General features: G+C 61.5%; 21 protein-coding genes. 8 read left to right on the top strand and 13 right to left on the bottom strand.

The genetic code is table 11. The features are described from left to right. The first annotated feature begins 267 nt into the window (after positions 1-267). Entirely contained in the window at positions 268-2532 is a 2265-nt protein-coding gene (gene katG / locus CAF79_RS17100) for a catalase/peroxidase HPI (RefSeq protein ID WP_085698884.1), read from the top strand. Positions 2533-2679: 147 nt separating this feature from the next. Here katG and pepN read toward each other — a convergent pair whose 3' ends face one another. The 6 genes from pepN to CAF79_RS17070 are packed head-to-tail and all read right to left on the bottom strand — an operon-like array spanning position 2680 to position 9193. Then, positions 2680-5337: an aminopeptidase N gene (gene pepN, locus CAF79_RS17095; RefSeq protein ID WP_085698882.1), complete on the bottom strand. Its 2658-nt coding sequence runs from the start codon at positions 5335-5337 to the stop codon at positions 2680-2682. A 10-nt stretch (positions 5338-5347) separates the two neighbouring features. Beyond that, a complete protein-coding gene (locus CAF79_RS17090; protein WP_085698880.1) occupies positions 5348-6178 on the bottom strand; it encodes a DUF2797 domain-containing protein in 831 nt (276 codons plus the stop codon). Then, entirely contained in the window at positions 6175-6435 is a 261-nt protein-coding gene (locus tag CAF79_RS17085; RefSeq protein ID WP_085698878.1) for a YeaC family protein, read from the bottom strand. The genes CAF79_RS17090 and CAF79_RS17085 overlap by 4 nt, the downstream gene beginning before the upstream one ends. 30 nt (positions 6436-6465) lie before the next feature. Then, entirely contained in the window at positions 6466-7335 is an 870-nt protein-coding gene (locus CAF79_RS17080; RefSeq protein WP_085698876.1) for a rhomboid family intramembrane serine protease, read from the bottom strand. Continuing rightward, complete coding sequence (locus CAF79_RS17075; RefSeq protein ID WP_371917933.1) at positions 7332-8306, bottom strand: metallophosphoesterase; 975 nt, start codon at positions 8304-8306, stop codon at positions 7332-7334. Before CAF79_RS17075 ends, CAF79_RS17080 begins: the two co-directional genes overlap by 4 nt. Further along, complete coding sequence (locus tag CAF79_RS17070) at positions 8303-9193, bottom strand: NAD(+) kinase (RefSeq protein ID WP_007956919.1); 891 nt, start codon at positions 9191-9193, stop codon at positions 8303-8305. Before CAF79_RS17070 ends, CAF79_RS17075 begins: the two co-directional genes overlap by 4 nt. 115 nt (positions 9194-9308) lie before the next feature. Between CAF79_RS17070 and CAF79_RS17065 the strand changes: the two genes are divergently transcribed. Continuing rightward, positions 9309-10259 carry a DUF1853 family protein gene (locus tag CAF79_RS17065; protein ID WP_085698872.1) on the top strand — a complete coding sequence of 317 codons (951 nt, stop codon included), beginning with the start codon at positions 9309-9311 and terminating at the stop codon, positions 10257-10259. Positions 10260-10370: 111 nt separating this feature from the next. Here the strand turns inward: CAF79_RS17065 and CAF79_RS17060 are convergent, their stop codons facing one another. Next, positions 10371-11654, bottom strand: coding sequence for an arsenic transporter (locus tag CAF79_RS17060; protein ID WP_085698870.1), 1284 nt, complete (start codon positions 11652-11654; stop codon positions 10371-10373). 174 nt (positions 11655-11828) lie between these two features. Further along, positions 11829-12386, bottom strand: coding sequence for an NADPH-dependent FMN reductase (locus tag CAF79_RS17055; protein WP_007956924.1), 558 nt, complete (start codon positions 12384-12386; stop codon positions 11829-11831). Positions 12387-12571: 185 nt separating this feature from the next. On the opposite strand from CAF79_RS17055, the gene CAF79_RS17050 reads away from it, so the two are divergent. Continuing rightward, entirely contained in the window at positions 12572-12808 is a 237-nt protein-coding gene (locus CAF79_RS17050) for a hypothetical protein (protein WP_007956926.1), read from the top strand. Positions 12809-12893: 85 nt separating this feature from the next. Further along, complete coding sequence (locus CAF79_RS17045; RefSeq protein ID WP_085698868.1) at positions 12894-13787, top strand: LysR family transcriptional regulator; 894 nt, start codon at positions 12894-12896, stop codon at positions 13785-13787. Here the strand turns inward: CAF79_RS17045 and CAF79_RS17040 are convergent. The 5 genes from CAF79_RS17040 to CAF79_RS17020 all read right to left on the bottom strand — a co-directional run bounded on the left by CAF79_RS17040 (position 13753) and on the right by CAF79_RS17020 (position 18943). After that, entirely contained in the window at positions 13753-14367 is a 615-nt protein-coding gene (locus tag CAF79_RS17040; protein WP_085698866.1) for a GNAT family N-acetyltransferase, read from the bottom strand. The two genes, CAF79_RS17045 and CAF79_RS17040, sit on opposite strands and share 35 nt — an antisense overlap. A gap of 14 nt (positions 14368-14381) precedes the next feature. After that, positions 14382-16637, bottom strand: coding sequence for an Orn/Lys/Arg decarboxylase N-terminal domain-containing protein (locus CAF79_RS17035; RefSeq protein ID WP_085698864.1), 2256 nt, complete (start codon positions 16635-16637; stop codon positions 14382-14384). A gap of 154 nt (positions 16638-16791) precedes the next feature. After that, entirely contained in the window at positions 16792-17550 is a 759-nt protein-coding gene (dnaQ, locus tag CAF79_RS17030; protein ID WP_085698862.1) for a DNA polymerase III subunit epsilon, read from the bottom strand. 82 nt (positions 17551-17632) lie between these two features. Further along, complete coding sequence (gene rnhA, locus CAF79_RS17025) at positions 17633-18094, bottom strand: ribonuclease HI (protein WP_003224162.1); 462 nt, start codon at positions 18092-18094, stop codon at positions 17633-17635. Positions 18095-18184: 90 nt separating this feature from the next. Next, positions 18185-18943 (bottom strand): methyltransferase domain-containing protein, encoded by a 759-nt coding sequence (locus CAF79_RS17020; RefSeq protein WP_085698860.1) that lies wholly within the window; start codon positions 18941-18943, stop codon positions 18185-18187. Positions 18944-19008: 65 nt separating this feature from the next. Between CAF79_RS17020 and gloB the strand changes: the two genes are divergently transcribed. The 4 genes from gloB (at position 19009) to CAF79_RS17000 (ending at position 25198) form a co-directional block, all read left to right on the top strand. Next, positions 19009-19776: a hydroxyacylglutathione hydrolase gene (gene gloB, locus CAF79_RS17015; protein ID WP_085698857.1), complete on the top strand. Its 768-nt coding sequence runs from the start codon at positions 19009-19011 to the stop codon at positions 19774-19776. 99 nt (positions 19777-19875) lie between these two features. Then, positions 19876-21351, top strand: a complete 1476-nt coding sequence (locus tag CAF79_RS17010) for a transglycosylase SLT domain-containing protein (RefSeq protein WP_085698855.1) — start codon at positions 19876-19878, stop codon at positions 21349-21351. 176 nt (positions 21352-21527) lie between these two features. Next, positions 21528-23360, top strand: a complete 1833-nt coding sequence (locus CAF79_RS17005) for an extracellular solute-binding protein (RefSeq protein WP_085698853.1) — start codon at positions 21528-21530, stop codon at positions 23358-23360. After that, a complete protein-coding gene (locus tag CAF79_RS17000) occupies positions 23357-25198 on the top strand; it encodes an extracellular solute-binding protein (RefSeq protein WP_085698851.1) in 1842 nt (613 codons plus the stop codon). The genes CAF79_RS17005 and CAF79_RS17000 overlap by 4 nt, the downstream gene beginning before the upstream one ends. Position 25199: the final 1 nt, after the last annotated feature.

Below are 25199 nucleotides of genomic sequence, written 5' to 3'. Positions count from 1 at the left end.
ATCAATCAGATGAAATCATTTTTATGTTATACAATAACATTTCCAATGGCCATCACGTTTCTTCCACACATTGGCAAACCATCGCTCAAGCACGGGCATTTCAGCGCCCTGCCCGGCGCCGGCGCCGGCGCCCGACAGTTCACGTAAGAGACTGCGCCTATCAGGCACCAATAGTCGGCCTATTAGCTGACTCTCCGAGTCGGGTCTAGCCTTACTACTCCGAAGTCGGCACGAGCCGGCCGCAGATGACCTGATAAGGACCCGAACATGGCAAATGAATCGAAATGCCCGTTCAATCATGCCGCCGGCGGTGGCACGACGAACCGCGATTGGTGGCCGAATCAACTGAACCTGAAAATCCTGAGTCAGCACTCGCCCGCGTCCGATCCGCTGGGCAAGGACTTCGACTATGCCAAGGCTTTCAAAAGCCTGGATTTCCAGGCCCTCAAACGCGATCTGACGGCGATGATGACCGACTCCCAGGAGTGGTGGCCAGCGGACTTCGGCCACTACGGACCGCTCTTCATCCGCATGGCCTGGCACAGCGCCGGCACCTATCGCACCGCTGACGGTCGTGGTGGCGCCGGCTCCGGCCAGCAACGCTTCGCCCCGCTCAACAGCTGGCCGGACAACGTCAGCCTCGACAAGGCCCGCCGCCTGCTGTGGCCGATCAAGCAGAAATACGGCCGCAACATTTCCTGGGCCGACCTGATCGTTCTCACCGGCAACGTCGCGCTGGAGTCCATGGGCTTCAAGACCTTCGGTTTCTCCGGCGGCAGGCCCGACGTCTGGGAACCGGATGAAGACGTGTACTGGGGCTCGGAAAACAAATGGCTGGGCGGCGACAACCGCTACGGCAAGGATCCGCAATCCATGCAGCCGCCGGGCGAAGGCACGCTGGTGGCCGAGCCCGCCGAACACGGCAATGAAGAAAGCCGCACCAATCAGGGCGAACGCAACCTCGAGAACCCCCTCGCCGCCGTGCAGATGGGCTTGATCTATGTGAACCCGGAAGGTCCGGAAGGCAATCCGGACCCGGTGGCCTCGGCCAAGGACATCCGCGAAACCTTCGGCCGCATGGCCATGAACGACGAGGAAACCGTCGCCCTGATCGCCGGCGGCCACGCTTTCGGCAAGACACACGGCGCGGGCCCGGCCGATAACGTCGGCCCGGAACCGGAAGCCGCCGGCCTTGAAGAACAAGGCCTGGGCTGGAAAAGCACCTTCGGCACCGGCAAGGGCGCCGACACCATCACCAGCGGCCTGGAAGTGACCTGGACCACCACCCCGACAAAGTGGAGCAACAACTATCTGGAAAACCTGTTCGGCTTCGAGTGGGAACTGACCAAAAGCCCGGCCGGCGCCCATCAGTGGAAACCGAAAAACGGCGCCGGGGCCGGCACCATTCCCCACGCCCACGACCCGAACAAACGCATCGACCCGACCATGCTTACTTCCGACCTGGCCCTGCGTTTCGACCCGGCCTACGAGAAGATTTCGCGGCGTTTCCTGGCCAATCCCGATCAACTGGCCGACGCCTTCGCCCGCGCCTGGTACAAGCTGATTCACCGTGACATGGGCCCGCTGTCGCGCTACCTCGGCCCGGAATTGCCTCAGGAAGAACTGCTGTGGCAAGACCCGATTCCCGAGGCCAGACATCCACTGGTGGACGACAGCGATATCAGGGCGCTCAAAGACAAAGTGCTGGCATCGGGGCTGTCCGTTTCGGAACTGGTCTCCACTGCCTGGGCGGCCGCATCGACCTTCCGGGGTTCGGACAAACGCGGCGGCGCCAATGGCGGGCGTCTGCGTCTGGCGCCGCAAAAGTTCTGGCAGGCCAATCAGCCGGAGCAACTGGACAAGGTGCTGAAAGTCTACGAAGGCATTCAGAACGAGTTCAACGCCGGGGCATCCGGCAAGCAAGTATCGCTGGCGGATCTGATCGTGCTGGCTGGTAATGCCGGGGTCGAGCAAGCGGCGAAAAACGCCGGGCACACGGTGACCGTGCCGTTCAATCCGGGGCGCACCGATGCGAGTCAGGAGCAGACCGACGTCGAGTCGTTCGGTTTCCTTGAGCCGCACACCGATGGCTTCCGCAACTACGCTGCCACCACCTATCGCGTGCCGGCCGAAGCGTTGCTGATCGACAAGGCGCAACTGCTGACCCTTTCGGCACCGGAAATGACCGTGCTGATTGGCGGCCTGCGCGTACTGGACACCAACGTCGGTAAAACCAGACACGGGGTGTTCACCGACAAACCCGGCACCCTGACCAACGACTTTTTCCGCAACCTGCTAGACATGGGCGTGGAATGGAAACCGACGTCCAAAACCGAGTTCGAAGGTCGTGACCGTAAAACCGGCAGCGTGAAATGGACGGCGACCCGGGTCGATCTGGTGTTCGGTTCCAACTCGGTACTGCGGGCGCTGGCCGAGGTGTATGCCAGTTCCGATGCGAAGGAACAGTTCGTCAACGACTTCGTTGCCGCGTGGGCGAAGGTGATGGACCTGGACCGGTTTGATCTGAAGTAACTGAGGAAACGCAAAACAACTGTGGGAGCGAGCTTGCTCGCGAAGAGGGCGTATCAGACACGCAGATGTCGTCTGAACTACCGCATTCGCGAGCAAGTCGAATCGTCGCACCGTCGCCCCCACAGTTTTAAGCGGTGCTATCCCAGCTTACGCCAGGCTTTTGCTGACCACTTCATACACATCACTGGACAGCTGACCCGACGCCAGAATCCGCTCCAGCTCCGCCTTCATCAGCGCCTGACGAGCACCGTCATACTTGCGCCAGCGAGTCAGCGGCGCCAGTTGACGCGAAGCGATCTGCGGGTTGAAGCCGTTCAGCTCGATCACCAGATCCGCAAGGAAGCGATAGCCCGAACCGTCCGCCGCGTGGAAGTTGATCAGGTTCTGCCCGGCAAAGGCGCCGACCAGCGCACGCACCTTGTTAGGGTTCTTGATGTTGAACGCCGGGTGCTGCATCAGCGCCTTCACACGTTCCAGACCGCCCGGCAAGGTGCTGCCGGCCTGCACGCTGAACCACTGATCCATGACCAGCGGGTTGTCCTTGAAGTGCTCGGCGAAACTGGCCAGCGCCTTGGTTTTCTGTTCGTCGAACGGCGAGTTGACCAGCACGGCCAGCGCGGTCAGGCGCTCGGTCATGTTGTCGCAGCTGTCGAACTGTTCGAGCGTCGCCGCCAGCACTTCCGGCTTGCCGCTGAGCATCAGGTACGACAGCGCGATGTTCTGCAACGCGCGACGGGCGAAGTGCTCGGCTTCGGCCACGTACGGGGTTTGTTTCGACAGGTCGCGGTTGGCCTGATAACGCAGCCACAGCGCCTCGAACAGGTTGTCCGCCAGTTGCTGACGGGCGAATTCGCGGGCGGTGTGGATCGCCTCCACATCGGCGATTTCGCTGATTTCGGTCAAATAGGCTTCGCTTGGCAGCGAGAGCATTTCCGCGACCATCGCCTGATCCAGCGACTCGTCCGACAGCACGGTACGCAGCGCGGAAACCAGACGCGGGTCGAGCACCAGACTTTCGCCCTTCTGCTGCTGACCGATCAACTCTTGCAACACCTGCACCGACAATTGCTGGCCGGCATCCCAACGGTTGAAACCGTCGGTGTCGTGCTGCATCAGGAACATCAACTGATCGCGGTTGTACGGGAAGCTCAGTTTCACCGGCGCCGAGAAGCCACGCAGCAATGACGGCAGCGGCTGTTCGGCGATGTCGATGAAGGTGAAGGTCTGCTCGGCTTCGGTCACCGAGATCACACGAGTGGTGCCTTGAGCAGCGCTTTCGCCAGCCAGACGCAGGGCGATTTCGTTACCTTGGCTGTCGAGCAGGCCGAGTTCCACCGGGATCACGAACGGCAGTTTTTCAACCTTGTCCGGGGTTTCCGGGCAGCTCTGGCGGAAGGTCAGGCTGTAGGTTTTCGCGGCGGCGTCATAAGACTCGCTGACCGCCAGTCGCGGTGTACCGGCCTGGCTGTACCAGCGCTTGAACTGGGTCAGGTCGACGCCGTTGGCATCTTCCATGGCCTTGATGAAGTCATCGCAGGTCACGGCCTGGCCGTCGTGGCGTTCAAAGTACAGGTCGCTGCCCTTGCGGAAGCCTTCGGCGCCGAGCAGGGTGTGGATCATGCCGACCACTTCCGAGCCCTTTTCGTACACGGTCAGGGTGTAGAAGTTGGAAATCTCGATGAAGCTGTCCGGGCGCACCGCGTGGGCCATCGGGCCGGCATCTTCGGCGAACTGGTGGGTACGCAGGTACGCCACGTCCTGAATGCGCTTGACCGTGGCCGAGTTCATGTCGGAGGAGAACCCGGCGTCGCGGAATACCGTGAAGCCTTCTTTCAGCGACAGCTGGAACCAGTCGCGGCAGGTCACGCGGTTGCCCGACCAGTTGTGGAAGTATTCGTGGGCGACGATCGCCTCGACCCGCTGGTGCGCAGCGTCGGTGGCGGTTTCGGCACGGGCCAGTACGGCACTGGAGTTGAAGATGTTGAGGCCCTTGTTCTCCATGGCGCCCATGTTGAAGTCGTTCACGGCGACGATCATGAAGATGTCCAGATCGTACTCGCGACCGTAAACCTCTTCATCCCAGCGCATCGACTTCTTCAGGCTGTTCATGGCGTGCTGGCACTTGTCGATGTTTTCCGGCTCGACATAAATGCGCAGCGCCACGTTGCGGTTGGTCATGGTGGTGAAAGAGTCTTCAACGCACCACAAGTCACCGGCCACCAGCGCAAACAGGTACGCCGGCTTCATGAACGGGTCTTCCCAGGTTGCCCAATGACGGCCGTCTTCGCCGGGGCCGCTGGCAATCGGGTTGCCGTTGGACAGCAGCACCGGATAGCTGTGCTGCTCGGCCACTACGGTGGTGGTGAACTTGCTCATCACGTCCGGGCGGTCGAGGTAATAGGTGATCTTGCGGAACCCTTCGGCCTCGCACTGGGTGCAGAACATCGTGCCGGACTTGTACAGGCCTTCCAGTGCGGTGTTGGTTTCCGGGTGGATCCTGACGCTGGTGTCGACCGTGAATGTTTCGCTGGCCGGTTGCAGGGTCAGGTGGTTTTCCGTCAGCTGGTAGTCGGCGGCGCTCAGTTCCTGGTCTGCCAGGGTCACCGACAGCAGTTCCAGCTGTTGGCCGTCGAGCACCAACGGCGGCAGGCCCGGGCCACGGGCCGGGTTGCGGCGCATCACCAGTTGCGCGTGGACCAGACTGTGGTCCTCGAACAACTCGAAGGTCAGGTGTGTTTCATCGATCAGGTACTCGGGCGCCTGATAGTCCTTCAGGTAAATCATCTTCGGTTGTTCGGTGCGCATGCTGAAGTCCTTATTGATGCACGGCGAGCTGATAGGCCGTGTACTTGCGAATGTTGATCACGCCGGTGTCGAAGATCAGGTACTGGCCCTTGATCCCCAGCAGCGTGCCTTCGGCAATCGGGTTCTTGTCCAGGTTGAAGCTGACGATCTTGGCCGGGTACTGCTCGACCGGGTAGCGGATTTCCAGCGGCTCGACGTCGGCGATGGTCTGAATGGCCTGCAGACCGAATCGCTCCTGCAAACCTTGCAAACCCGGGGCGCAGCTTTCGAACAGCTGATCGCGCACCTGCGCCAGATCCACCGCCGCCGCGTCGCCCTTGAGCAAGGCGCGCCAGTTGGTCTTGTCCGCCACCTGACTGCGGAACAGGTCTTCGACGAAGCCCGATTGCTGGCGCGTGGAAACGCGCATGATCGGCAACGCTTGACTGGCGCCCTGATCGAGCCAGCGGGTCGGCAACTGGGTGGCGCGGGTGATGCCGACCTTGATCCCCGACGAATTGGCCAGGTAGACGATGTGGTCGGTCATGCAGAACTTCTCGCCCCACTCAGGCTCCCGGCAGGTGCCGGCCTCGAAGTGGCAGCGCTCCGGGCTCATGATGCATACATCGCATTGGGCCAGTCTGGTCATGCACGGGTAGCAATAACCCTGACTGAAACTGGTCTTGGTCTTGCGCCCGCAATGGGTGCAGTGAATCGCCCCCAGGTATTCCAGACGCACCGTGCTGCCGATCAACGGATTGACCGGCACCTCGACGTCATCCAGACGAAACGCGTACTGCACGTTCGGCCCGTCCAGGCGCGCCGACATTTTGCTGATTGCACCGCGGCCGATCTCGATCAATGGATGGCGTCCGACTTGAACAGGATGTTCGGCACTTCGATCGACTTCGACGCACATTCCTGCGGGCCCATGTAACCGGTGCGCTCTTCCTCGGGCAGGTTCTGGATTTCCCAGGCGATCATCGCCTGCAGCGACAGCTCACGCTGTTCGGCGGTGAGCTTGCCACCGTCCGACCATTTGCCGATCTCTACGGCCAGTTTCAGGCTCTGGTAGATGTCCGGGGTGATGTTCTTGATCAAATCGTTAAAAGAGGACATCAGGGTCTCCGTGCTCTTTATTCAAAAAATTCAGGCGGCCAGTTTACGGCGGTTGTACAAACCGCCCAACAAACCGGTGAAGCATCCGATGAGTAACCCGCCGACGTGGGCGGCATTGGCGATTTCGCCGAAACCGATCATCGAGATCAGCCCCGACATGCACACCAGCAACCACACCAGCATCATCACCAGCACACCGCGCGGCAGGCGATAGGCCGGGTTCGGCGCCAGCAGCTGGAAGATCCAGCAGTGACCGAGCAACCCGTAAAGTACGCCGGACAGACCGCCGAACAGGCTCGGACCGCTCCAGGCGAATTGCGCGTAGTTGGACACCAGGCTGAACAGCAGCGTCAGGCCGATCAGGTTGACACTGCCCTGGCGCGACTCGATGCGCCGCCCCAGCTCCCAGTACCACATGCCGTTCATGGCCAGGTGCAGGATGCCGAAGTGGATCAGCATGGGGGTGAACAGGCGCCACCATTGCCCCGCCGCCAGGCTGTCGGCCAACGGTGTGAAGTGGATGTAGTCGCCGACCACGCGAAAATCGAGGAAGGTCAGCCAGCGCATCGTGTCGAGGTTGTCGCCCAGATACGTCAGCCCCGCTACCAGCAGGCTGAGCAACAGGATGAAGCCGGTGGCCCTGGCATGTTTCAGTTGCTCGGCGAAGCTCGGACGCTTGAAGGTCGGCGCCACCGGAATGTCCAGTTGCTGATCCGGATCACCCGCCGGAAAGCGCTCGTATAGCGAACGCACGTCTTCGCTGATTTCCGACGGCACCCACAACACCTGCTCGCCCGACTCTTCGCTGACGCGGTGAGGCACCTGCATGCGTTGCAGCAGTTTGACGAAACCGCTCAAGTCCGCCGCCAGTGGCAGACGCAATACCGCTACCGCGCTCATCGCAGCACCTCCGGCCGCTCGACGTCGACCCAGACAAATTTATGCGGATCGAGGCGGGTTTCCTGATCCAGACGATAGGCCACCAGTTTGCCGTACAGCACCGCGCTGTAATCCAGGCAGGCGAGGTTCGGCCGGATGGGCGCCGGTTTGCCGCTGCGCCAGTAATGACCGACGAACAGCAATGGCTCATCGATGCCATAGCGCAGCAGGGAATTCTTTTCGCTGGAGGTCAACGGCTTTTGCGCCACCGGTTCCGGCAGTGCATCGGGCTGGAACACGATGTCGCCGTAAGTCTGCGGATCGTCTTCCCAGAATTTGGTGCGGAAGAATGAACGCACCAGGCCGTCGCCGCTGGTCATGGTCAGGCCATCCGGCAGGCGCATGTCGGTGCCGCGCAGCAGGCGATCGAACACGGTACAGGCGAAACTGCCCGGCACCGCCGATGCCTGGAGAAAGTGCTCGTCGACGCAGCCATCAGGGAACAATGCGCGCAACGGCTCGATCAGGCCGGCATCCCAACAGGCATGCACCACCCGGAAGCGACCGGCGTCGACGAACAGCGGCAGCTCATAGAACCATTGCTGGAAATCGTGCCAGTCACCGGGATGCCGTTCGAACTGGGTCAGGGTTTCATGCAGCAGCCGGGCATGGCGCGGCGTGTGCTCGCGCACGAACTGCTTGCCGCTGCCGGGCGGTGCCGGTGTACTCCAGCCCAGCGCGTTGAATTCGTGGTTGCCCATGATGCACAACGCCTGACCGGCCTCGACCATGTCGTGGACGATGTGCAGCGCCTCGCGAATCCGCGGGCCACGGTCGATGATGTCGCCGACGAACACGGCCATGCGCGATGGATGCCGCCAGACCCCGCCCTGCTTGTGGTAACCAAGACGGTCCAGCAGGTGTTCCAGGGTCAGGGCGCATCCGTGCACGTCACCAATCAGGTCATAACTGCGCGCGGGATCGAGCATCAGTCGCCTCCACCACCCAACTTGCTGCCCCAGCCGAGCTTGGTCCGGCAGACTTCGTAGTAGTTGTGGTCGAGCGGATGGATCAGCCGCAACTTCTGCGCTTTCTTGCTGACGGTGATGGTGTCGCCCGGCGCGCAGGTGAAGTGGTTCTGCCCGTCGCAGGAGACCTGCGGGTAGATCTGCATATCTTTGGACACGACGATTTTCAGCTCACTGTTGCCATCGACCACGATCGGTCTGCCCGACAAGGTATGGGGGTACATCGGCACAATCACAATAGCGTCAAGCTTGGGATGCATGATCGGGCCGCCGGCAGACAGTGCGTACGCGGTGGAGCCGGTCGGGGTCGACACGATCAGGCCGTCGGCCTTCTGGCTGCAGACGAACTGGCCGTCGATGTACAGCTCGAACTCGATCATCCGCGTCGATTTGCCGGGGTGCAGCACCACGTCGTTCAGTGCATCGCCCTGGCCAATGGCTTCGGCGTGGCGACGGACTTCGGCTTGCAGCAGGAAGCGGTTTTCCACCAGATAGTGGCCGTCGAGCACTTCGGCGACCTTGATTTCCAGCTCGTCGGGGCGGATATCGGTGAGAAAGCCGAGGCTGCCACGGTTGATCCCGAGCACCGGAATATTGTGCTTGGCCAGTGCCCGTGCCGCGCCGAGCAGGCTGCCGTCACCGCCGACCACGATGACCATGTCGCAGACCTCGCCAAGCATCTTGCGCGACGAGGTTTGCAGGCCATGGCCCGGCAGGACTTCGGCGATGGTGTCTTCGAGAATCACATGCAGGTGACGATCGAGCAGGAAGCGTTTCAGTCGGCGGACGGTATCCAGCACCTGGGAACTGCCCAGGCGACCGATGATGCCGATATTACGAAATTGCTCCATGGGACTCCTGCGGGGGACTGAGACGGCGAAAAGCACGATTATGGGCGAAAGCGCCGGATAGACAAAATCCTTTCAGCCCCGAGGAGGCCGCGGTGTTTGAGGCTATGCTCGCAAGATGATCCTATTTCCCGATTTGTTGCAGTTGCCCCACCAGTTGCGCCACCCCGAGGTGCGTGATCTGGCGTGGGTGATCCTCGCCCCGCCGATGCTCGCCGCCACCCCGTGGCCGCAGCGCCATCCGCTGGCGGGCAGCGACTGGGTCAGCGACCCCGAGCGTCTGGAACACTGGTTGCGCCAGCTCGACCGCGACAGTTACGGACTGCTGCACTGGCTGTCCCAGGCTCGCACCCGGCGCCTGGGTCTGTATTACGAGCGGTTGTGGCAATTTGCGGTGGAACACGCGCCGGGCATTGAGCTGATCGCCGCCAACCTGCCGATCCGCCGCGAAGGCCACACCCTTGGCGAATTGGACATGCTGCTGCGCGACCGCGACGGCGTGCATCACCTGGAACTGGCGATCAAGCTCTACCTCGGCCCGCAGAACGGCGACGGCCATGATCCGGCGTCGTGGCTGGGGCCGGGTTGCCATGATCGACTGGACCGCAAACTGGCGCATTTGAGCGAACATCAGCTGCCGATCTCCGCGCGCCCGGAGAGCCGCGAAGTGCTGGCGGCGCTGGATGTGGGGTCTTTGAGTGCGCAATTGTGGCTTGGCGGGTACTTGCTGTACCCGTGGCCCGGTCAGTCCGCACCTCCCAACGGCGCCCACCCGCAACATTTGCGTGGCAGCTGGCTGCATCAGAAAGACTGGCCGGCCTTCGTCACCCAGCGCCCGGACGGACGCTGGCAACCCCTGCCCCGCCACGCCTGGCTGGCGCCGGCGCACTACCCGGCAGACCAGACCTGGAGCAACGGCCACTTGCAGGCCTGGCTCGACGAACTCGAACCGCTGGCCCCGGCGCAACTGATGGTGCGCCTGACCGAAAATGCCCGGGGCGAGTGGGAAGAAGCCGAGCGGCTGTTTCTGGTGTCGGATCTGTGGCCGAATGTGCCCGGCCAATCCTGATTTCTGTGGCGCCTGATCTGGCCCCTTCGCGAGCTAGCTCGCTCCCACAGGTTCAGTGTTCACCGCATCACCCGTGGGAGCGAGCTTGCTCGCGATTGAAGCCAACCTGTTCTAAAGGGATAACCGCACGGCGAGTGCCGCCAGGGTAACCAACAGAACCGGCACGGTCAGCACGATCCCGACCTTGAAGTAATAACCCCAGCCGATCTTGATGTTCTTGCGCTCCAGCACATGCAGCCAGAGCAGGGTCGCAAGACTGCCGATCGGGGTGATTTTCGGCCCCAGGTCGCTGCCGATCACGTTGGCGTAGATCATCGCTTCCTTCACCACGCCGCTGGCCTGGCTGGCATCGATCGACAGCAACCCGACCAGCACCGTCGGCAGGTTGTTCATGATCGATGACAACAACGCCGTCAGCACCCCGGTGCCCATCGCCGCGCCCCATACGCCGTAGCCGGCGAACACATCGAGCCAGCCGGCGAGATAATCGGTGAGCCCGGCGTTGCGCAGGCCGTAGACCACCAGGTACATGCCCAGCGAGAAAATCACGATCTGCCACGGCGCCTCTTTCATGACTTTGCGCGTGGAAATCTTGTGTCCGCGCGCGGCAATCGCCAGCAGCAGCGCCGCACATACTGCCGAGATCGCGCTGATCGGAATCCCCAGCGGCTCCAGCGCGAAGCAGCCGATCAACAGAATCAGCAACACCGCCCAACCCGCGTAGAACGTGGCTTTGTCGTGGATGGCGGTTTCCGGGTGCTCAAGCTGTTCCGGGTCGTAACTCTTGGGAATGTCTCGGCGGAAGAACCACAGCAACATGCCCAGCGTGGCCGCGACGCTGACGAAGTTGACCGGCACCATCACCGCTGCATAGCGGTTGAAACCGATGTGGAAAAAGTCGGCCGAAACGATGTTCACCAGGTTCGACACCACCAGCGGCAGGCTGGCGGTGTCGGCAATGAACCCAGCGCCCATGACGAACGCCAGGGTCGCCGCCGGGGAAAAACGCAGGGCCAGCAGCATGGAAATCACGATCGGCGTGAGGATCAGCGCCGCGCCGTCATTGGCGAACAGCGCCGACACCAGTGCGCCGAGCAGCACCATGAAAGCAAACAGCCTGCGCCCACTGCCCCGCCCCCACCGCGCCACGTGCAACGCGGCCCAGGCGAAGAACCCGGCCTCGTCGAGCAGCAGGCTGATGATGATCAGCGCCACGAACGTGCCGGTGGCGTTCCAGATGATTTGCCACACCAACGGGATGTCGCTCAGGTGCACCACACCAAAAATCAGCGCAACGATGGCGCCGAACGTTGCACTCCAGCCGACCCCGAGGCCTTTGGGTTGCCAGATCACCAGGGTAATGGTCAGCAGGAAAATCAGTGACGCAGCGAGCATTCGCGACAGCCTTCAATAAAGTTTTGGGGGAAATCAAACCACACGAAAAAACCTGTGGGAGCGAGCTTGCTCGCGATTGCAATGTGTCATTCAACTGATGTGTCAGCTGATACACCGCTATCGCGAGCAAGCTCGCTCCCACAAGGTCGATATCTTGTCAGAAAAAACGGTGGATCACTTCTTGTGCTGTGCCACCCACTCTCCAAAGGCATTGATGAAACTTTGCAGGAAAGGTTTCACCGATTCGTTCAGCTTGCCCGCCTCGTCGAACGCGGTGCCCGCGCCGCCCAGATAGGCTTCCGGCTGCTGCATGCATGGCACGTTGAGGAAAACGAAGGACTGGCGCAGATGCTGGTTGGCGCCGAAACCGCCGATGGCGCCCGGCGAAACGCTGATCACCGCCCCCGGTTTGCCACTCCAGACACTCTTGCCATATGGCCGCGAACCGACGTCGATCGCATTCTTCAACGGCGCCGGCACCGAGCGGTTGTACTCCGGAGTGACAAACAGCAGAGCGTCGGACGAACCCACTTTTTGCCGGAAAGTGCTGTAGGCTGCCGGCGGTGAATCGCCGTCGATGTCTTCGTTGTAGAGTGGCAAATCGCCAATTTCGACAATGTTCAGCTTGAGATTGGCCGGTGCCAGTTCCGCCAGCGCCAGGGCAACCTTGCGGTTGATGGACGCTTTGCGCAGGCTGCCGACCACTACTGCGACGTTATAGACATTGCTCATTGGAGGACTCTCGACTGTCCGTGGGAGGAGCCAGTAGTTATAGATGATCCGGCGACGATTCCACCAGACGCTGAAGGTAATTTCCTGCGTCTGGAATATTTTTTTCCTGTAGGAAAACTTACCAAGCTTGATGACGGTCTACCAAGCCGCAAATCAGGCGTTTTATCTCCAGAGGTTCTAAGCAGATGGCAGCAGTACTCGTCGGTCAGTTCCATGCAAGAGATGCGGAAGGCCGCGTTTATTCCGTGCATGAGTTCCAGGAATCCAACCCGTCGGCAGACGGTTTCACCGGCACGGAGCCCGTTACCACCTACAAACTGGCGATTGGCGACCGCGTCAACAAGATCGACGACAACGAGTTTTTGCTGGTTCAGTCGGGCATCACCCTGATCCGCGAACCCGAGCCATCGGTCGCTTCATAACCGATCGTTATGAGCAGAAGTCATCCGCGCCGAGTTGGGGTAGGATTCAGCCACTGACCCCAACGGCCGGACATGGACTTCACGCATGCGTTTACGTCATATCGAAGTGATTCAGGCGCTTTTGCAGACCGGTCACGTGGGCACCGCCGCCGAATGGCTGCAACTGGCGGCACCCGAGGTCGAGGAGCGTTTGCGCGAAGCCGAGAGCCAGCTCGGTTTCATGCTGTTCGCCAGCGTACGCGGACGACTTCAGCCGACCCCGGAGGCCCGGGCGCTGCAAGTCGAGATCGGTCACATCTATGAAGCGCTGGAGCCGGTGCAACGGCTGGCCAGCAGTCTCAAGCAATACCTCGCCCCGCCCCTGCGGATCATCGGCACCCCGCCGCTGGCCCAGCAACTGCTGCCGCAAAGTCTCGCTGCCCTGCGTCGGCGTCTGCCCGACGTGCCCTGCACCCTGCTCAGCGAACCGACCCGCGACATCGTCCGTCACCTTCTGCTGCGCGACAGCGATCTGGGCCTGAGCCTGCACGATCCACAGCACCCCGATATTCATTGCCAGACGCTGGCCCAGGGCAAGCTGCAATTGCTCGCGCCCCACGGCTGGCTGCAACCGAAGCAGAAGTACATTTCCCTGCAGGATCTGGCCGGCCAGGCGATGGTCGGCCTCGAAGGCCAGGACCCGCTGAGCCCGGCCCTGGAAAACAAGCTTCAGGCCCTGCGCCCGGCGCCTACCATCCAGACCCGGGTGCAAACCCACCAGATGATGCGCGGCATGGTCGAGGCCGGCGAAGGTCTGGCGATCGTCGACCCGTTCACCGCCCTCGGCGCGCGGGCGGGCGGTCTTGATGTCTGCCCTCTGTCGCCGGCGGTGCCGATCAGCCTCTATGCCCTGACCTTCAAACACGCCACGCCGTCGGCGGCGATTCAGACGCTGCTCGCAATCGTCACGGAACAAGCCGAGGCGATGCTGGCGAGCTGATCGGGTGCTCCAGCGGGTTATCGAACAATCGATACCAGAACAGCGCCACTTCGGCGGTATTCGGATCGATACCGCGATAACGCAGGTGGTCGATGCCGCCAATCACATAACCGCAACGCTCATACAGGCGACAGGCGCCAAGGTTGTTGTTCTGGGTTTCGAGCATGATCCCCGGCAGCTTTTTCTTGCGACTCCAGAACTGCGCCACGTCGAGCAAGGCCTTGGCCACGCCATGGCGCCGCGCCGGCGCGTGCACCGCCAGTTCATCGATATGGGCGAAACCGTTCCAGTTGGTACTGATCACCAGATGACCGACCGGCTCGTCCTCCAGATACGCCATGAATATTGCACTGTCGGCGGCATCGCGAAAGCTGCTGAATTCCTCCGGATCGATGCCGTAGCACTTGCGATACGGCACGATAGGTGTCACGCCCCATTGCGCCACGGGCTTGCCGATTTCGGCCGTGCCGTAGGCGGCCACCTCGAAACTGAAATCGCTGCCCCAGATATATTCAGCAAAACCCTCGTCGGCGACCCGCACCGACAGCCCTGGGTATTTCGGATTCATGACCGGTTGCATACTCGGAAAAGCCCTCATTCCTTGACGCAATCGACGGTGTAATGCCGTCCATTGCCCTCATCTTCGTGTTGCAGACCGTGCACATCGACCACGAACCCCGGAAACATTGCGTCGAACGTGCGAGCAAACCTGAGGTATTCGATGATCGAGCGCGTGGATTCGGTAAAACGCTCGCCGGGCATGATCAGCGGAATGCCCGGCGGGTACGGCACCAGCATCACCGCCGCTACCCGGCCTTCCAGTTCATCGATCGGCACCGCCTCGACTTCGCCGCGCACCAACTGGTCGTAGGCGTGGGCCGGTTTCATGGCGATTTCCGGCAGCACCGTGTACATGCGCTTGAGGTGTTTGGCGGTGGCATTGCTGCGATAGCAGGTGTGGAGCTGATCGCACAGATCGCGCAGACCCATGCCCCGATAGCGCACAGGATCTTCCTGGGCAACGCATTTCAGGCAGGTGACGAGGCTGACGTTGGCGTCGTAACTGCGCTTGAACTCCAGCAGTTCGGTCAACAGCGTGCTCCACTTGCCCTTGGTGATGCCCATGGAGAACAGCACCAGAAACGAATAGAGCCCGGTTTTCTCCACTACCAGTCCGCGCTCCCAGAGGAAACGGCTGACCACCGCCGCCGGAATGCCCTTGTCGCTTAACGCACCGCCGGCGGTCAGGCCCGGCATGACCAGGGTGACCTTGATCGGGTCGAGCAGGACGTAGTCGTCGCTGACTTCGCCGAAACCGTGCCAGTCCGCCTCGGGCTTCAGCAGCCAGTCCTCGGTCTGTACCCGGTCAATCCCCTCGACGCCCGGCGGCTGCCAGATCGAGAACCACCAATCGTCAGCCGCGATGTGCTGGCGCAAATTGGCCAGGGCCCGGCGAAAACTCAAGGCTTCGTCGAAGGTTTCCTGTAGCAGCGAGCGGCCGGCCGGCCCTTCCATCATTGCCGACGCCACGTCCAGCGAGGCGATGATGCTGTACTGCGGCGAAGTCGAGATGTGCATCATGAACGCTTCGTTGAACCGGTCGCGATCCAGCTGCCGCGCGCCGCCGTCCTGCACATGGATCATCGAGGCCTGGCTGAACGCCGCCAGCAGTTTGTGGGTGGAGTGGGTGGTGAACACCAGCGGACTGTCATCGCTGCGCGAGGTGGCCATGCCGTAACGGCCGGCAAAGAATTCGTGAAACGCCGCGTAGGCATACCAGGCTTCGTCGAAATGCAGGACTTCGACGCTGTTGCCCAGACTCTGCTTGATCAGCTCGGCGTTATAGCAAAGGCCGTCGTAGGTCGAGTTGGTGATCACCGCCAGTTTGACTTTCGGTTCGCGGCCCTTGGTCAGCGGGCTGGCATCGATCTTGGCCTGGATCGATTCGCGGCTGAATTCACTGAGCGGAATCGGGCCGATAATGCCCAGCTCATTACGCTCCGGGCACAGGTACAGCGGAATCGCGCCGGTCATGATGATCGCGTGCAACACCGACTTGTGACAGTTGCGATCCACCAGCACCAGATCATCGCGCCCGACCATCGAGTGCCAGACAATCTTGTTGGCGGTCGAGGTGCCGTTGATCACGAAAAAGGTGTGATCGGCGCCGAAATTGCGTGCAGCCCGTGCTTCTGCCTCGGCCAATGGACCGGTGTGATCGAGCAGCGACCCCAGCTCCGGCACCGAGACCGACAAGTCCGAGCGCAGAGTGTTTTCACCAAAAAACTGATGAAACGCCTGCCCCACCGGACTCTTGTGATACGCAACCCCGCCGCCATGGCCGGGGGTGTGCCAGGAGTAGTTGGAATCGGCGGTGTGCTGCACCAGCGCCTTGAAGAATGGCGGCAACAGGCCGTCCAGATATTTGCGCGCCGCCCGCGCCACCTGCCGGGCGAGAAACGGCACCGTGTCTTCAAACAGGTAGAGAATGCCGCGCAACTGGTTGAGCTCGGCCATGGCATCGGCCGGGGCGTTTTCCAGGGTGACTTGCTCGCCGAGGGCAAAGATCGGCAGATCCGGCGCCCGCACCCGGGCCAGACCGATCAGTTCGGCCATGTTCTGCAACAGATGGGAATTGGTGCTGGCATCTTCGGCAGCGATCAGCATGCACGCCAGACCATGGTGGGTCGACGCCACCAGCCGGCCCTCGGTGTAGTCCGTGGCCGAAACGATACTGAAACCTTCCTGCTCCAATTCATGGGCGATGCCGCGAATGCGTTCGCCAGCAACCGTATCGGCCTTGATGTCGCGGTGAACGATCAATACCGGGAACTTCAGATCTTTGTACATGGGGCTCAGTGTCCTGAGGCGGCGGAGAGTGATCTGCCAATGTCCTCAGGGTAGAGGGTCGGAGCGGATGTGGCGAGGGTGGCCAGTTGTCAGTACTGCCAAAAACAAAGGATCGCCCGAACACGGCTGGTATGTTCGGGCGATCCTCTTTGCTTTACGCCTGAGCTTCGGCTTCCAGCAGTTGAGTCCACAACGCCGGGGCGCCGGCCGATTTGGCGATGATTTCCAGGCGCACCTGGTGTTCGGCCAGTTCGGCTTCGGTTGCGCGAATGATTCGCCCCGGCTGACGATCTGCCGGCAGACGCCGGATTTCGGTGGCGGAATTGTCCGCGCCCTCGCCCGTGCCATTGCCGTCGGAGGCATTGCCAGCCAGCGACAGGCTGGTCTGGCCGCCGGTCATGGTCAGGTAGACGTCGGCGAGAATCTCCGAGTCGAGCAGTGCGCCGTGCAGCTCACGGCCGGAGTTGTCGACGCCGTAGCGTTTGCACAAGGCATCGAGGCTGTTGCGCTGACCCGGGTGACGCTCCCGGGCCATTATCAGGGTATCGAGGATCGTGCAGTGCTGCGTGATATCGGCACGATCGTGCTGCCCCATCAGGGCGAATTCGTTGTTGATGAAACCAACGTCGAACGCCGCGTTATGGATGATCAGCTGCGCGCCGTTGATGAACTCGAAGAATTCGTCGGCCACTTCGGCGAAACGCGGCTTGCCGACCAGGAATTCATTGGTGATGCCGTGGACGCCGATCGCGCCTTCGTCACTCTCGCGGTCCGGTTGCAGGTAAACGTGAAAGTGCCGGCCCGTCAGGCGTCGACCGATCAGCTCGACACAACCGATTTCGATAATCCGGTGGCCGTCGGTCACCGGCATGCCGGTGGTTTCGGTATCGAGTACAACGGATCTGGTGGCCATCAGTGTTCAGCTCTCAACGGGGTCAATCGTGCAAAAGCGGCGATGTTAACACGCTCGCCGGAAGGGTTTCAGTGCCAAGGGCTCAGCTCTGCTTGTAACCGCGAACCTCATCCACTCCGCGGTTGGCCAACTGGTCGGCCCGTTCGTTGCCGTGGTGGCCGATGTGGCCGCGGACCCATTTCCAGGTGACCTTGTGGCGGTTGACCTGCTCGTCGAGCTCCTTCCACAGGTCGGCGTTTTTCACCGGCTCCTTGGCCGCGGTTTTCCAGCCGCGCTTTTTCCAGTTGGCCATCCACTCGTTGATGCCTTTCATCACGTATTGCGAGTCGGTCACCAGCAGCACTTCGCACGGACGCTTGAGGGCTTCCAGGCCGCGAATCGCGCCGAGCAGCTCCATGCGGTTGTTGGTGGTGTTGGCTTCGCCGCCCCACAGCTCCTTTTCGACGCCCTTGCACACCAGCAAGGCGCCCCAGCCGCCCGGGCCGGGGTTGCCCTTGCAGGCGCCGTCAGTGAACAGTTCTACGCTATCGACGCTTTCGCTCATGCCACTCTATCCAGAAAAATGCCTGGCCTCGCCGATCAAGGATCGACAACGGCCCGGGCCGGGACAGACCCGGCCACAATAAAAGAAGGTTTACGGTTCGATGCGGCGCCGATTGACCTTGGCCATCGGCAGCGGAATCAGCTTGCCCATCGGCTCGCGGCGCTCCTGCCGCACCGGACGCAGGCCGACCACGATCTTGCGTGCGACCAGTAAATAGAAGCCGCCGCCCGACAATTGCCAGTCACCGGCCTTGCGTTCCCAGCCGGCCAGACGGGCCTGCCACTTGGGTGACGCGAGCGGCGGACGATAGCACCCGAAGCGGCGTTTCTCCAGCGCGAAGCCCAGCAGATTGAGCCAGTCCGCCACACGTGACGGCGAGATGCAGCGCGCCTTGCGCAAGGCATCATGGGCGAACACATGGCGCAGTCCCCAAGTGCTCCAGGGGTTGATGCCGACGATCAGCAGATGCCCGCCGGGGCGCACGCTGCTGGCCGCTTCGCGCAAAAGTCCGTGGGGCGACAGACAGAAATCCAGACCATGCTGCAACACCACCACGTCGGCGGCGTGCTCGCTCAATGGCCAGGCCTGTTCTTCGCAGACGATCTCCACGCCCGGCAACGGCGCGCCCAGCCGCACATTGCGCTGCACTTGCGGCGCCGACGGCGGCGTCTCGGCGGACGGACCGTAATGCACCAGATAGCCGCCGAAGAACCGGCCCAGTTCGTCTTCGAGCATGCGCCGTTCTTCGTCCAGCAGAAATTGCCCGAGGGGGCCGGACAGCCATTCACGGGCTGCACCGATCAGCGCGAGCCAGTCAGGATCGGCCTGAGCGAACGCTTTATCGATCATTGCATTCTCCAACACGCCAGGAACCTCTAAGATGCGCCAATGTTACCCGCTTGGCGAATTCGACGATGATACAGATCAGTGCCCTGCCCGCCTTCACCGACAACTACATCTGGTTGTTACAGGATCATTCCACCCGGCGTTGCGCAGTGGTCGATCCGGGAGATGCCGCCCCCGTACAGGCGTGGCTCGACGCACATCCGGGCTGGGTGCTCGGCGATATCCTTATCACTCACCATCACCACGACCATGTCGGCGGCGTCGAGACGCTGAAAAAGGCCACCGGCGCCACGGTCTACGGACCGGCCAGCGAGAGCATTCCGGGGCGGGACGTGGCACTCAAGGACAACGACACGGTGCGCGTGCTCGGCTGGGACTTCGACGTCCATGCCGTGCCCGGCCACACCCTGGGACATATCGCCTACTACCATCACGGCCTGCTGTTCTGTGGCGACACCCTGTTCGCCGCCGGTTGCGGCCGTCTCTTTGAAGGCACGCCGCAACAGATGCACCAGTCACTGAGCCGTCTGGCAGCGTTGCCGGAAGACACGCTGGTCTACTGCACCCACGAATACACCCTGAGCAACCTGAAATTTGCCGCCGCCGTCGAGCCGGGCAACCGGGACATCGCCGCCCGTCTGGAAAAAGTCACCCAGCAACGTGCGAACGGCGTCATGACCCTGCCCTCGACCCTTGCACTGGAAAAGCTCACAAACCCCTTTCTGCGCACCAGTGAAATATTAGTTACACAAAAAGTGGACGAACGGAACGGCCCTCAAAACCGGGCGCCGAGTGAGGTTTTTGCGGCTCTGCGGGCATGGAAAGATACGTTCTAAGCAGCGCACCGCTTGGTTCAAAAGTTCTGAATGGTTGACCGCAGGGGGTGCGCTTTCTAGAATCGCCCGACATTTTTGCCCGGAACTTACTTCCAGCCAATGTCGTCATCCATACGTAAGTCCGTCAATTCAGATGCATTGACCCGCCTGGCGCAAGCCATCGCGGTGGCTGTGTCCGCCACACTGGCGGGTTGTTCCAGCCATGCTCCGCAGACTGAAGCGACGCATACGCCGAACATTGCTGCGCGAGCCAAGCAGAAGCCTATCTGGTTGTCGGAAAAGCCCAGCCCGCAGGTGCCCCAGGACATCTGGGAGCGCATGCGCAGCGGTTTCCAGCTGCAGGAAGGCCTGGGCGTGAACCCGCGCATCGAGCAACAGCGCCTGTGGTTCGCCAGTAACCCTTCCTTCCTCGAGAACGCCGGCGAACGCGGCAGCCTCTACATTCATTACATCGTCGAGCGCCTCGAAGAACGCAACATGCCGCTGGAACTGGCGCTGCTGCCGGTCATCGAAAGCGCCTACAACCCGATGGCCTATTCCCGGGCCGATGCGGTGGGCCTCTGGCAGTTCATCCCTTCCACCGGGCGCTACTTCAACCTGCGTCAGACCCGTTTCTACGATGGCCGTCGCGACATTACGGCTTCGACCACCGCAGCGATGGACTACCTGACCCGTCTGCACGACATGTTCAACGGTGACTGGCTGCTGGCACTGGCCGCGTACAACGCCGGTGAAGGCACAGTGAGCCGCGCCATCGAGCGCAACGAGAAGCTCGGCCTGCCGACCGATTACTGGAACCTGCCCCTGCCGGCGGAAACCCAGGCTTACGTGCCGAAACTGCTGGCACTCTCGCAAGTGGTTCTGACCCCTGAAGCCTATGGCGTGAACCTCAACCCGATCGCCAACGAACCGTATTTCCAGGTCGTCGAAATCAACCAGCGCATGGACCTCTCCAAGGTCGCGGCGGTGGCCAACATAGACGAAGACGAACTGTTCCAGCTCAACCCGGCGTTCAAGCAGCGCACCACCATCGATGGCCCGCAGCACCTGCTGGTGCCGACCTCGAAGGCGCAACTGCTGACCGCCAGCCTGCAAACCATGCGCCCTGAAGAGCTGATCAGCCCGCGTTCGCTGAAACCAGTGTTCGAAGGTGCCGATCCGAGCGAAATCGCCCAGGCCAAGCGCGCCTATCGGGTCAAGCGTGGCGACAACCTTGGCTCCATCGCCAAGGCCAACAAGGTCGAGGTCAAGGACCTGCAACGCTGGAACAAGCTGACCGGCAAGAACCTCAAGGTCGGCCAGACCCTGGTCATGCAGGACACCACCAAACGTACGCCGGTACGCAAGAGTGGCGGGCGCATCAATACGGTCATCGCCGCCAACAGCAAGACCAGCAGCAAGACCAAAGACAACGACGACGGCAAGCAGACCCAGTACAAGGTCAAGCGCGGCGACACCCTGTACGTGGTGGCCAAGCGTTTCAACGTCGAGATGCAGCACCTCAAGCGCTGGAATCCGGGCGCTGGCAAGGCGCTCAAGCCTGGGCAAATGCTCACGGTCTACCAGCCGCACTGACAAGGAGCCCCTGCTTTTCAGGGGCTTTTTTTCGTCTGTCATTTTTTTGATATTTGCGTAGATCGGCGCAGACGGCTCCCACAATTAACCGCGCATTAAGCCCCTGTCTTTTTCCTGTCCATACAAGCTGTTACTGTACGGCCCACAAAGCCCAAGCCGCCTGGATCGGATCTGACTTGAAGCGTCCCCTCCTCCTGCTCCTGATCAGCCTGGCCTTGAGCTCCCCCGTCAGCGCGACGATCACCGAAAGCCACGGTTATGCGCAGTTCGGCACGCTCAAGTACCCGGCCAGATTTACCCACTTCGACTGGGTCAACCCGCAAGCGCCCAAGGGCGGCACCTTGCGGGTGATGGCGTTTGGCACCTTCGATACGCTCAATCCCTACACCTTCAAGGGCACCAGCCCGGTCACCACGGCGAACTTCCTCCAATACGGCATCAACGAGCTGAACGAGCCGCTGATGGTCGGCACCGGGCAATACGCACCGTCGGGGGACGAACCAGCGTCCAGTTACGGTCTGATCGCCCAATCGGTGGAGTACAGCGAAGATCGCAGCTTGGTGGTGTTCAATCTGCGCCCGCAGGCGCGCTTCCACGACGGCACGCCGATCACCGCGTACGACGTGGCGTTTTCCTATCGCCTGCTGCTCAAGGAAGGTCATCCGCTGTACCGCACCGCCCTTCAGGAAGTGCTGCGCGTCGATATCCTCAACCCGCAACGTATCCGTTTTGTGCTCAAGCGCAGCGGCAATCCGTTGCTGATCCTGCGCCTGGGCGAATTACCGGTGCTGCCCCAGCATTACTGGAAGGGTCGCGACTTCAAGGCCACCACCTTCGAGCCACCGCTGGGCAGCGGGCCGTACCGCATCACCTCGGTCACGCCGGGGCGGCAGTTGATTTTCGAGCGGGTCAAGGACTACTGGGGCAAGGATCTGCCGGTCAATCGCGGCAAATACAACGTCGATCGCATGGAAGTCGAGTTTTATCGCGACAGCGATGTGGCCTTCGAGGCGTTCAAGGCCGGCGAGTTCGACATCTATATCGAGCATCAGGCCAAGAACTGGGCCAACGGTTACAACTTTCCGGCGATCCGTCGCGGCGACGTGATCAAGGCACAAATCCCCCACCAGATCCCGACCCAGAGTCAGGGCCTGTTCATGAACACCCGGCGCCCGGCCTTTGCCGATATCAAGGTGCGCGAAGCGTTGGGCCTGATGTTCGACTTCGAGTGGACCAATCGCGCACTGTTCAGCGACGCTTACAAACGCACCACCAGCTACTACCCCAACAGCGAGTTCAGCGCCGTCGGCCTGCCGGTCGGCCATGAATGGCTGATGCTCAAACCCTACAAGGATCAACTGCCGGCGCGCCTCTTCACTGAGCCATTCACGCTGCCGCAGACCGACGGCCGCGGCATCCCCCGGGAAACCATGCGCAAAGCGTTGGCCCTGCTGGCCGAGGCCGGCTGGAAGCTCAACGGCCAGCGTCTGCAGAACGCCGCCGGCCAGCCGCTGCGTTTCGAGCTGCTGCTGGTCAATCCGAACCTGGAGCGAATCCTCCAGCCGTACATTGAAAACCTCAACAGCATCGGCATCGACGCGCGCCTGCGCACGGTGGACCGCGCCCAGTACAAACAGCGTCTGGACCAGTTCGATTTCGACATGATCCTGATGACCCTCAACCAGACCCTCAGCCCAGGGCTGGAACAGTGGCAGTACTTCCACTCCAGCCAGGTCGGGGTCAAGGGCAGCAAGAATTACGCGGGCATCGCCAACCCGGTGGTCGACCACTTGCTCGAGCAACTGCTCGCCGCCCGTACCCGCGATGAACAGGTCGCCGCCGGCAAGGCGCTGGACCGCGTGCTGCTCTGGCAGCACTACAGCATTCCCAACTGGTACCTCAATTATCACCGTCTGGCGTACCGCAACCGGTTCGCCTTTGTCACTACGCCGCCCTACACCTTGGGCCTGAGCGCGTGGTGGCTGAAATCTTCGGAGAAAGATCGATGAAGCCTATCCGCGCCCTGCTCGTGCAGGCCAGCGGTCTGCTGTTCGCCGGGCTGGCCTTTGCCGCCCCGCAACACGCCGTGACCCTGTACAACGAGCCGCCGAAATACCCCGCCGACTTCAAGCACTTCGATTACGTGAACCCCGACGCGCCCAAGGGCGGGATCTTCCGCCAGGCCGGCTTCGGCGGGTTTGACAGCCTCAACCCTTTCATCAGCAAGGGTGTGCCGGCGGACGATATCGGCCTGATCTACGACACTCTGGCCAAACAGGGTCTGGACGAGCCGTTTACCGAATACGGCCTGATCGCCGCCAAGATCGAAAAGGCCCCGGACAACAGCTGGGTGCGCTTCTACCTGCGCCCCGAAGCGAAGTTTCACGACGGCCACCCGGTACGCGCCGACGACGTGGTGTTCAGCTTCCAGACCCTGACCAAGGAAGGCGCGCCGATGTACCGCGGCTACTACGCCGACGTTGAAGAAGTGATCGCCGAAGACCCGCTCAAGGTGTTGTTCAAGTTCAAGCACACCAACAACCGCGAGCTGCCGCTGATCCTCGGTCAGTTGCCGGTGCTGCCGAAGCACTGGTGGGCCGATCGTGATTTCAACAAGGGCAACCTGGAAATCCCGTTGGGCAGCGGTCCTTACAAGGTCACAGAAGTTAAGGCCGGACGCTCGGTGCGCTATGAGCGGGTCAAGGACTACTGGGGCAAGGATCTGCCGGCCAACCGCGGTTTCTACAACTTCGATGTGATGACCACCGACTATTACCGTGACAATACCGTCGCGCTGGAGGCGTTGAAGGCCGGGCAGTTCGATTACTGGCTGGAAATGGCCGCAAAAAACTGGGCCAACGCCTACAACGTGCCGGCAGTGAACGAAGGGCGGCTGATCAAGGAACAGATTGCCAACAGCAACCCGACCGGGATGCAGGGTTTCGTCTTCAATCTGCGCCGCCCGGTGTTTCAGGACGTTCGGGTACGACAGGCTCTGGGCTTGTTGTTCGACTTCGAATGGACCAACAAGCAACTGTTCAACGGTGCTTATGCGCGCACCCGCAGTTATTTTGAAAACTCGGAAATGGCCGCCACCGGCCTGCCTGATGCCGAGCAGGTGGCGATCCTTGATCCGTTTCGCAGCAAGCTGCCGGCGCAGGTGTTCAGCGAAGCCTTCGAAAATCCGAAAACCGACGCCAGTGGCATGATCCGCGCGCAACAGCGCGAGGCGTATCAGTTGCTGCAAGAGGCCGGCTGGAAAATCGTCGACGACAAAATGGTCGACGCCACCGGCAAACCGGTGGTCATCGAATTCCTGCTGGCGCAGACCGAGTTCGAACGCGTGCTGTTGCCGTTCAAGCGCAACCTCAGTGACCTCGGCATCGATCTGGTGATCCGCCGTGTCGACGTCTCGCAATACGTCAATCGCGTGCGATCGCGGGATTTCGACATGATCGTCGGCAGCTTTCCGCAGTCCAACTCGCCGGGTAACGAACAACGCGAATTCTGGATGAGCGCGGCCGCCGACAAGGCCAGCAGCCGCAACTCGATGGGCCTCAAGGATCCGGTGGTCGATCATCTGGTGGAAAGCCTGATCAACGCCGATTCGCGCAAAAGCCTGGTGGCCCACGCCCGCGCCCTCGACCGCGTGCTGCAATGGGGTTACTACGTGATTCCGAACTGGCACATCAAGACCTGGCGCGTGGCGTACTGGAACCACATCGGCCACCCGAAAGTCTCCCCCAAGTACGACATCGGCATTAACACCTGGTGGGTCAAACCCGATGCGAAACCGGCGGTAGAAGTCGAAACCCAACTGCAAGCCGACCCTGCGGGCACGGAGTAAT

The sequence above is a fragment of the Pseudomonas sp. B26(2017) genome (genome assembly GCF_002113045.1).
Lineage (GTDB): Bacteria > Pseudomonadota > Gammaproteobacteria > Pseudomonadales > Pseudomonadaceae > Aquipseudomonas.
This window is presented reverse-complemented; position numbering and strand designations above follow the sequence as displayed.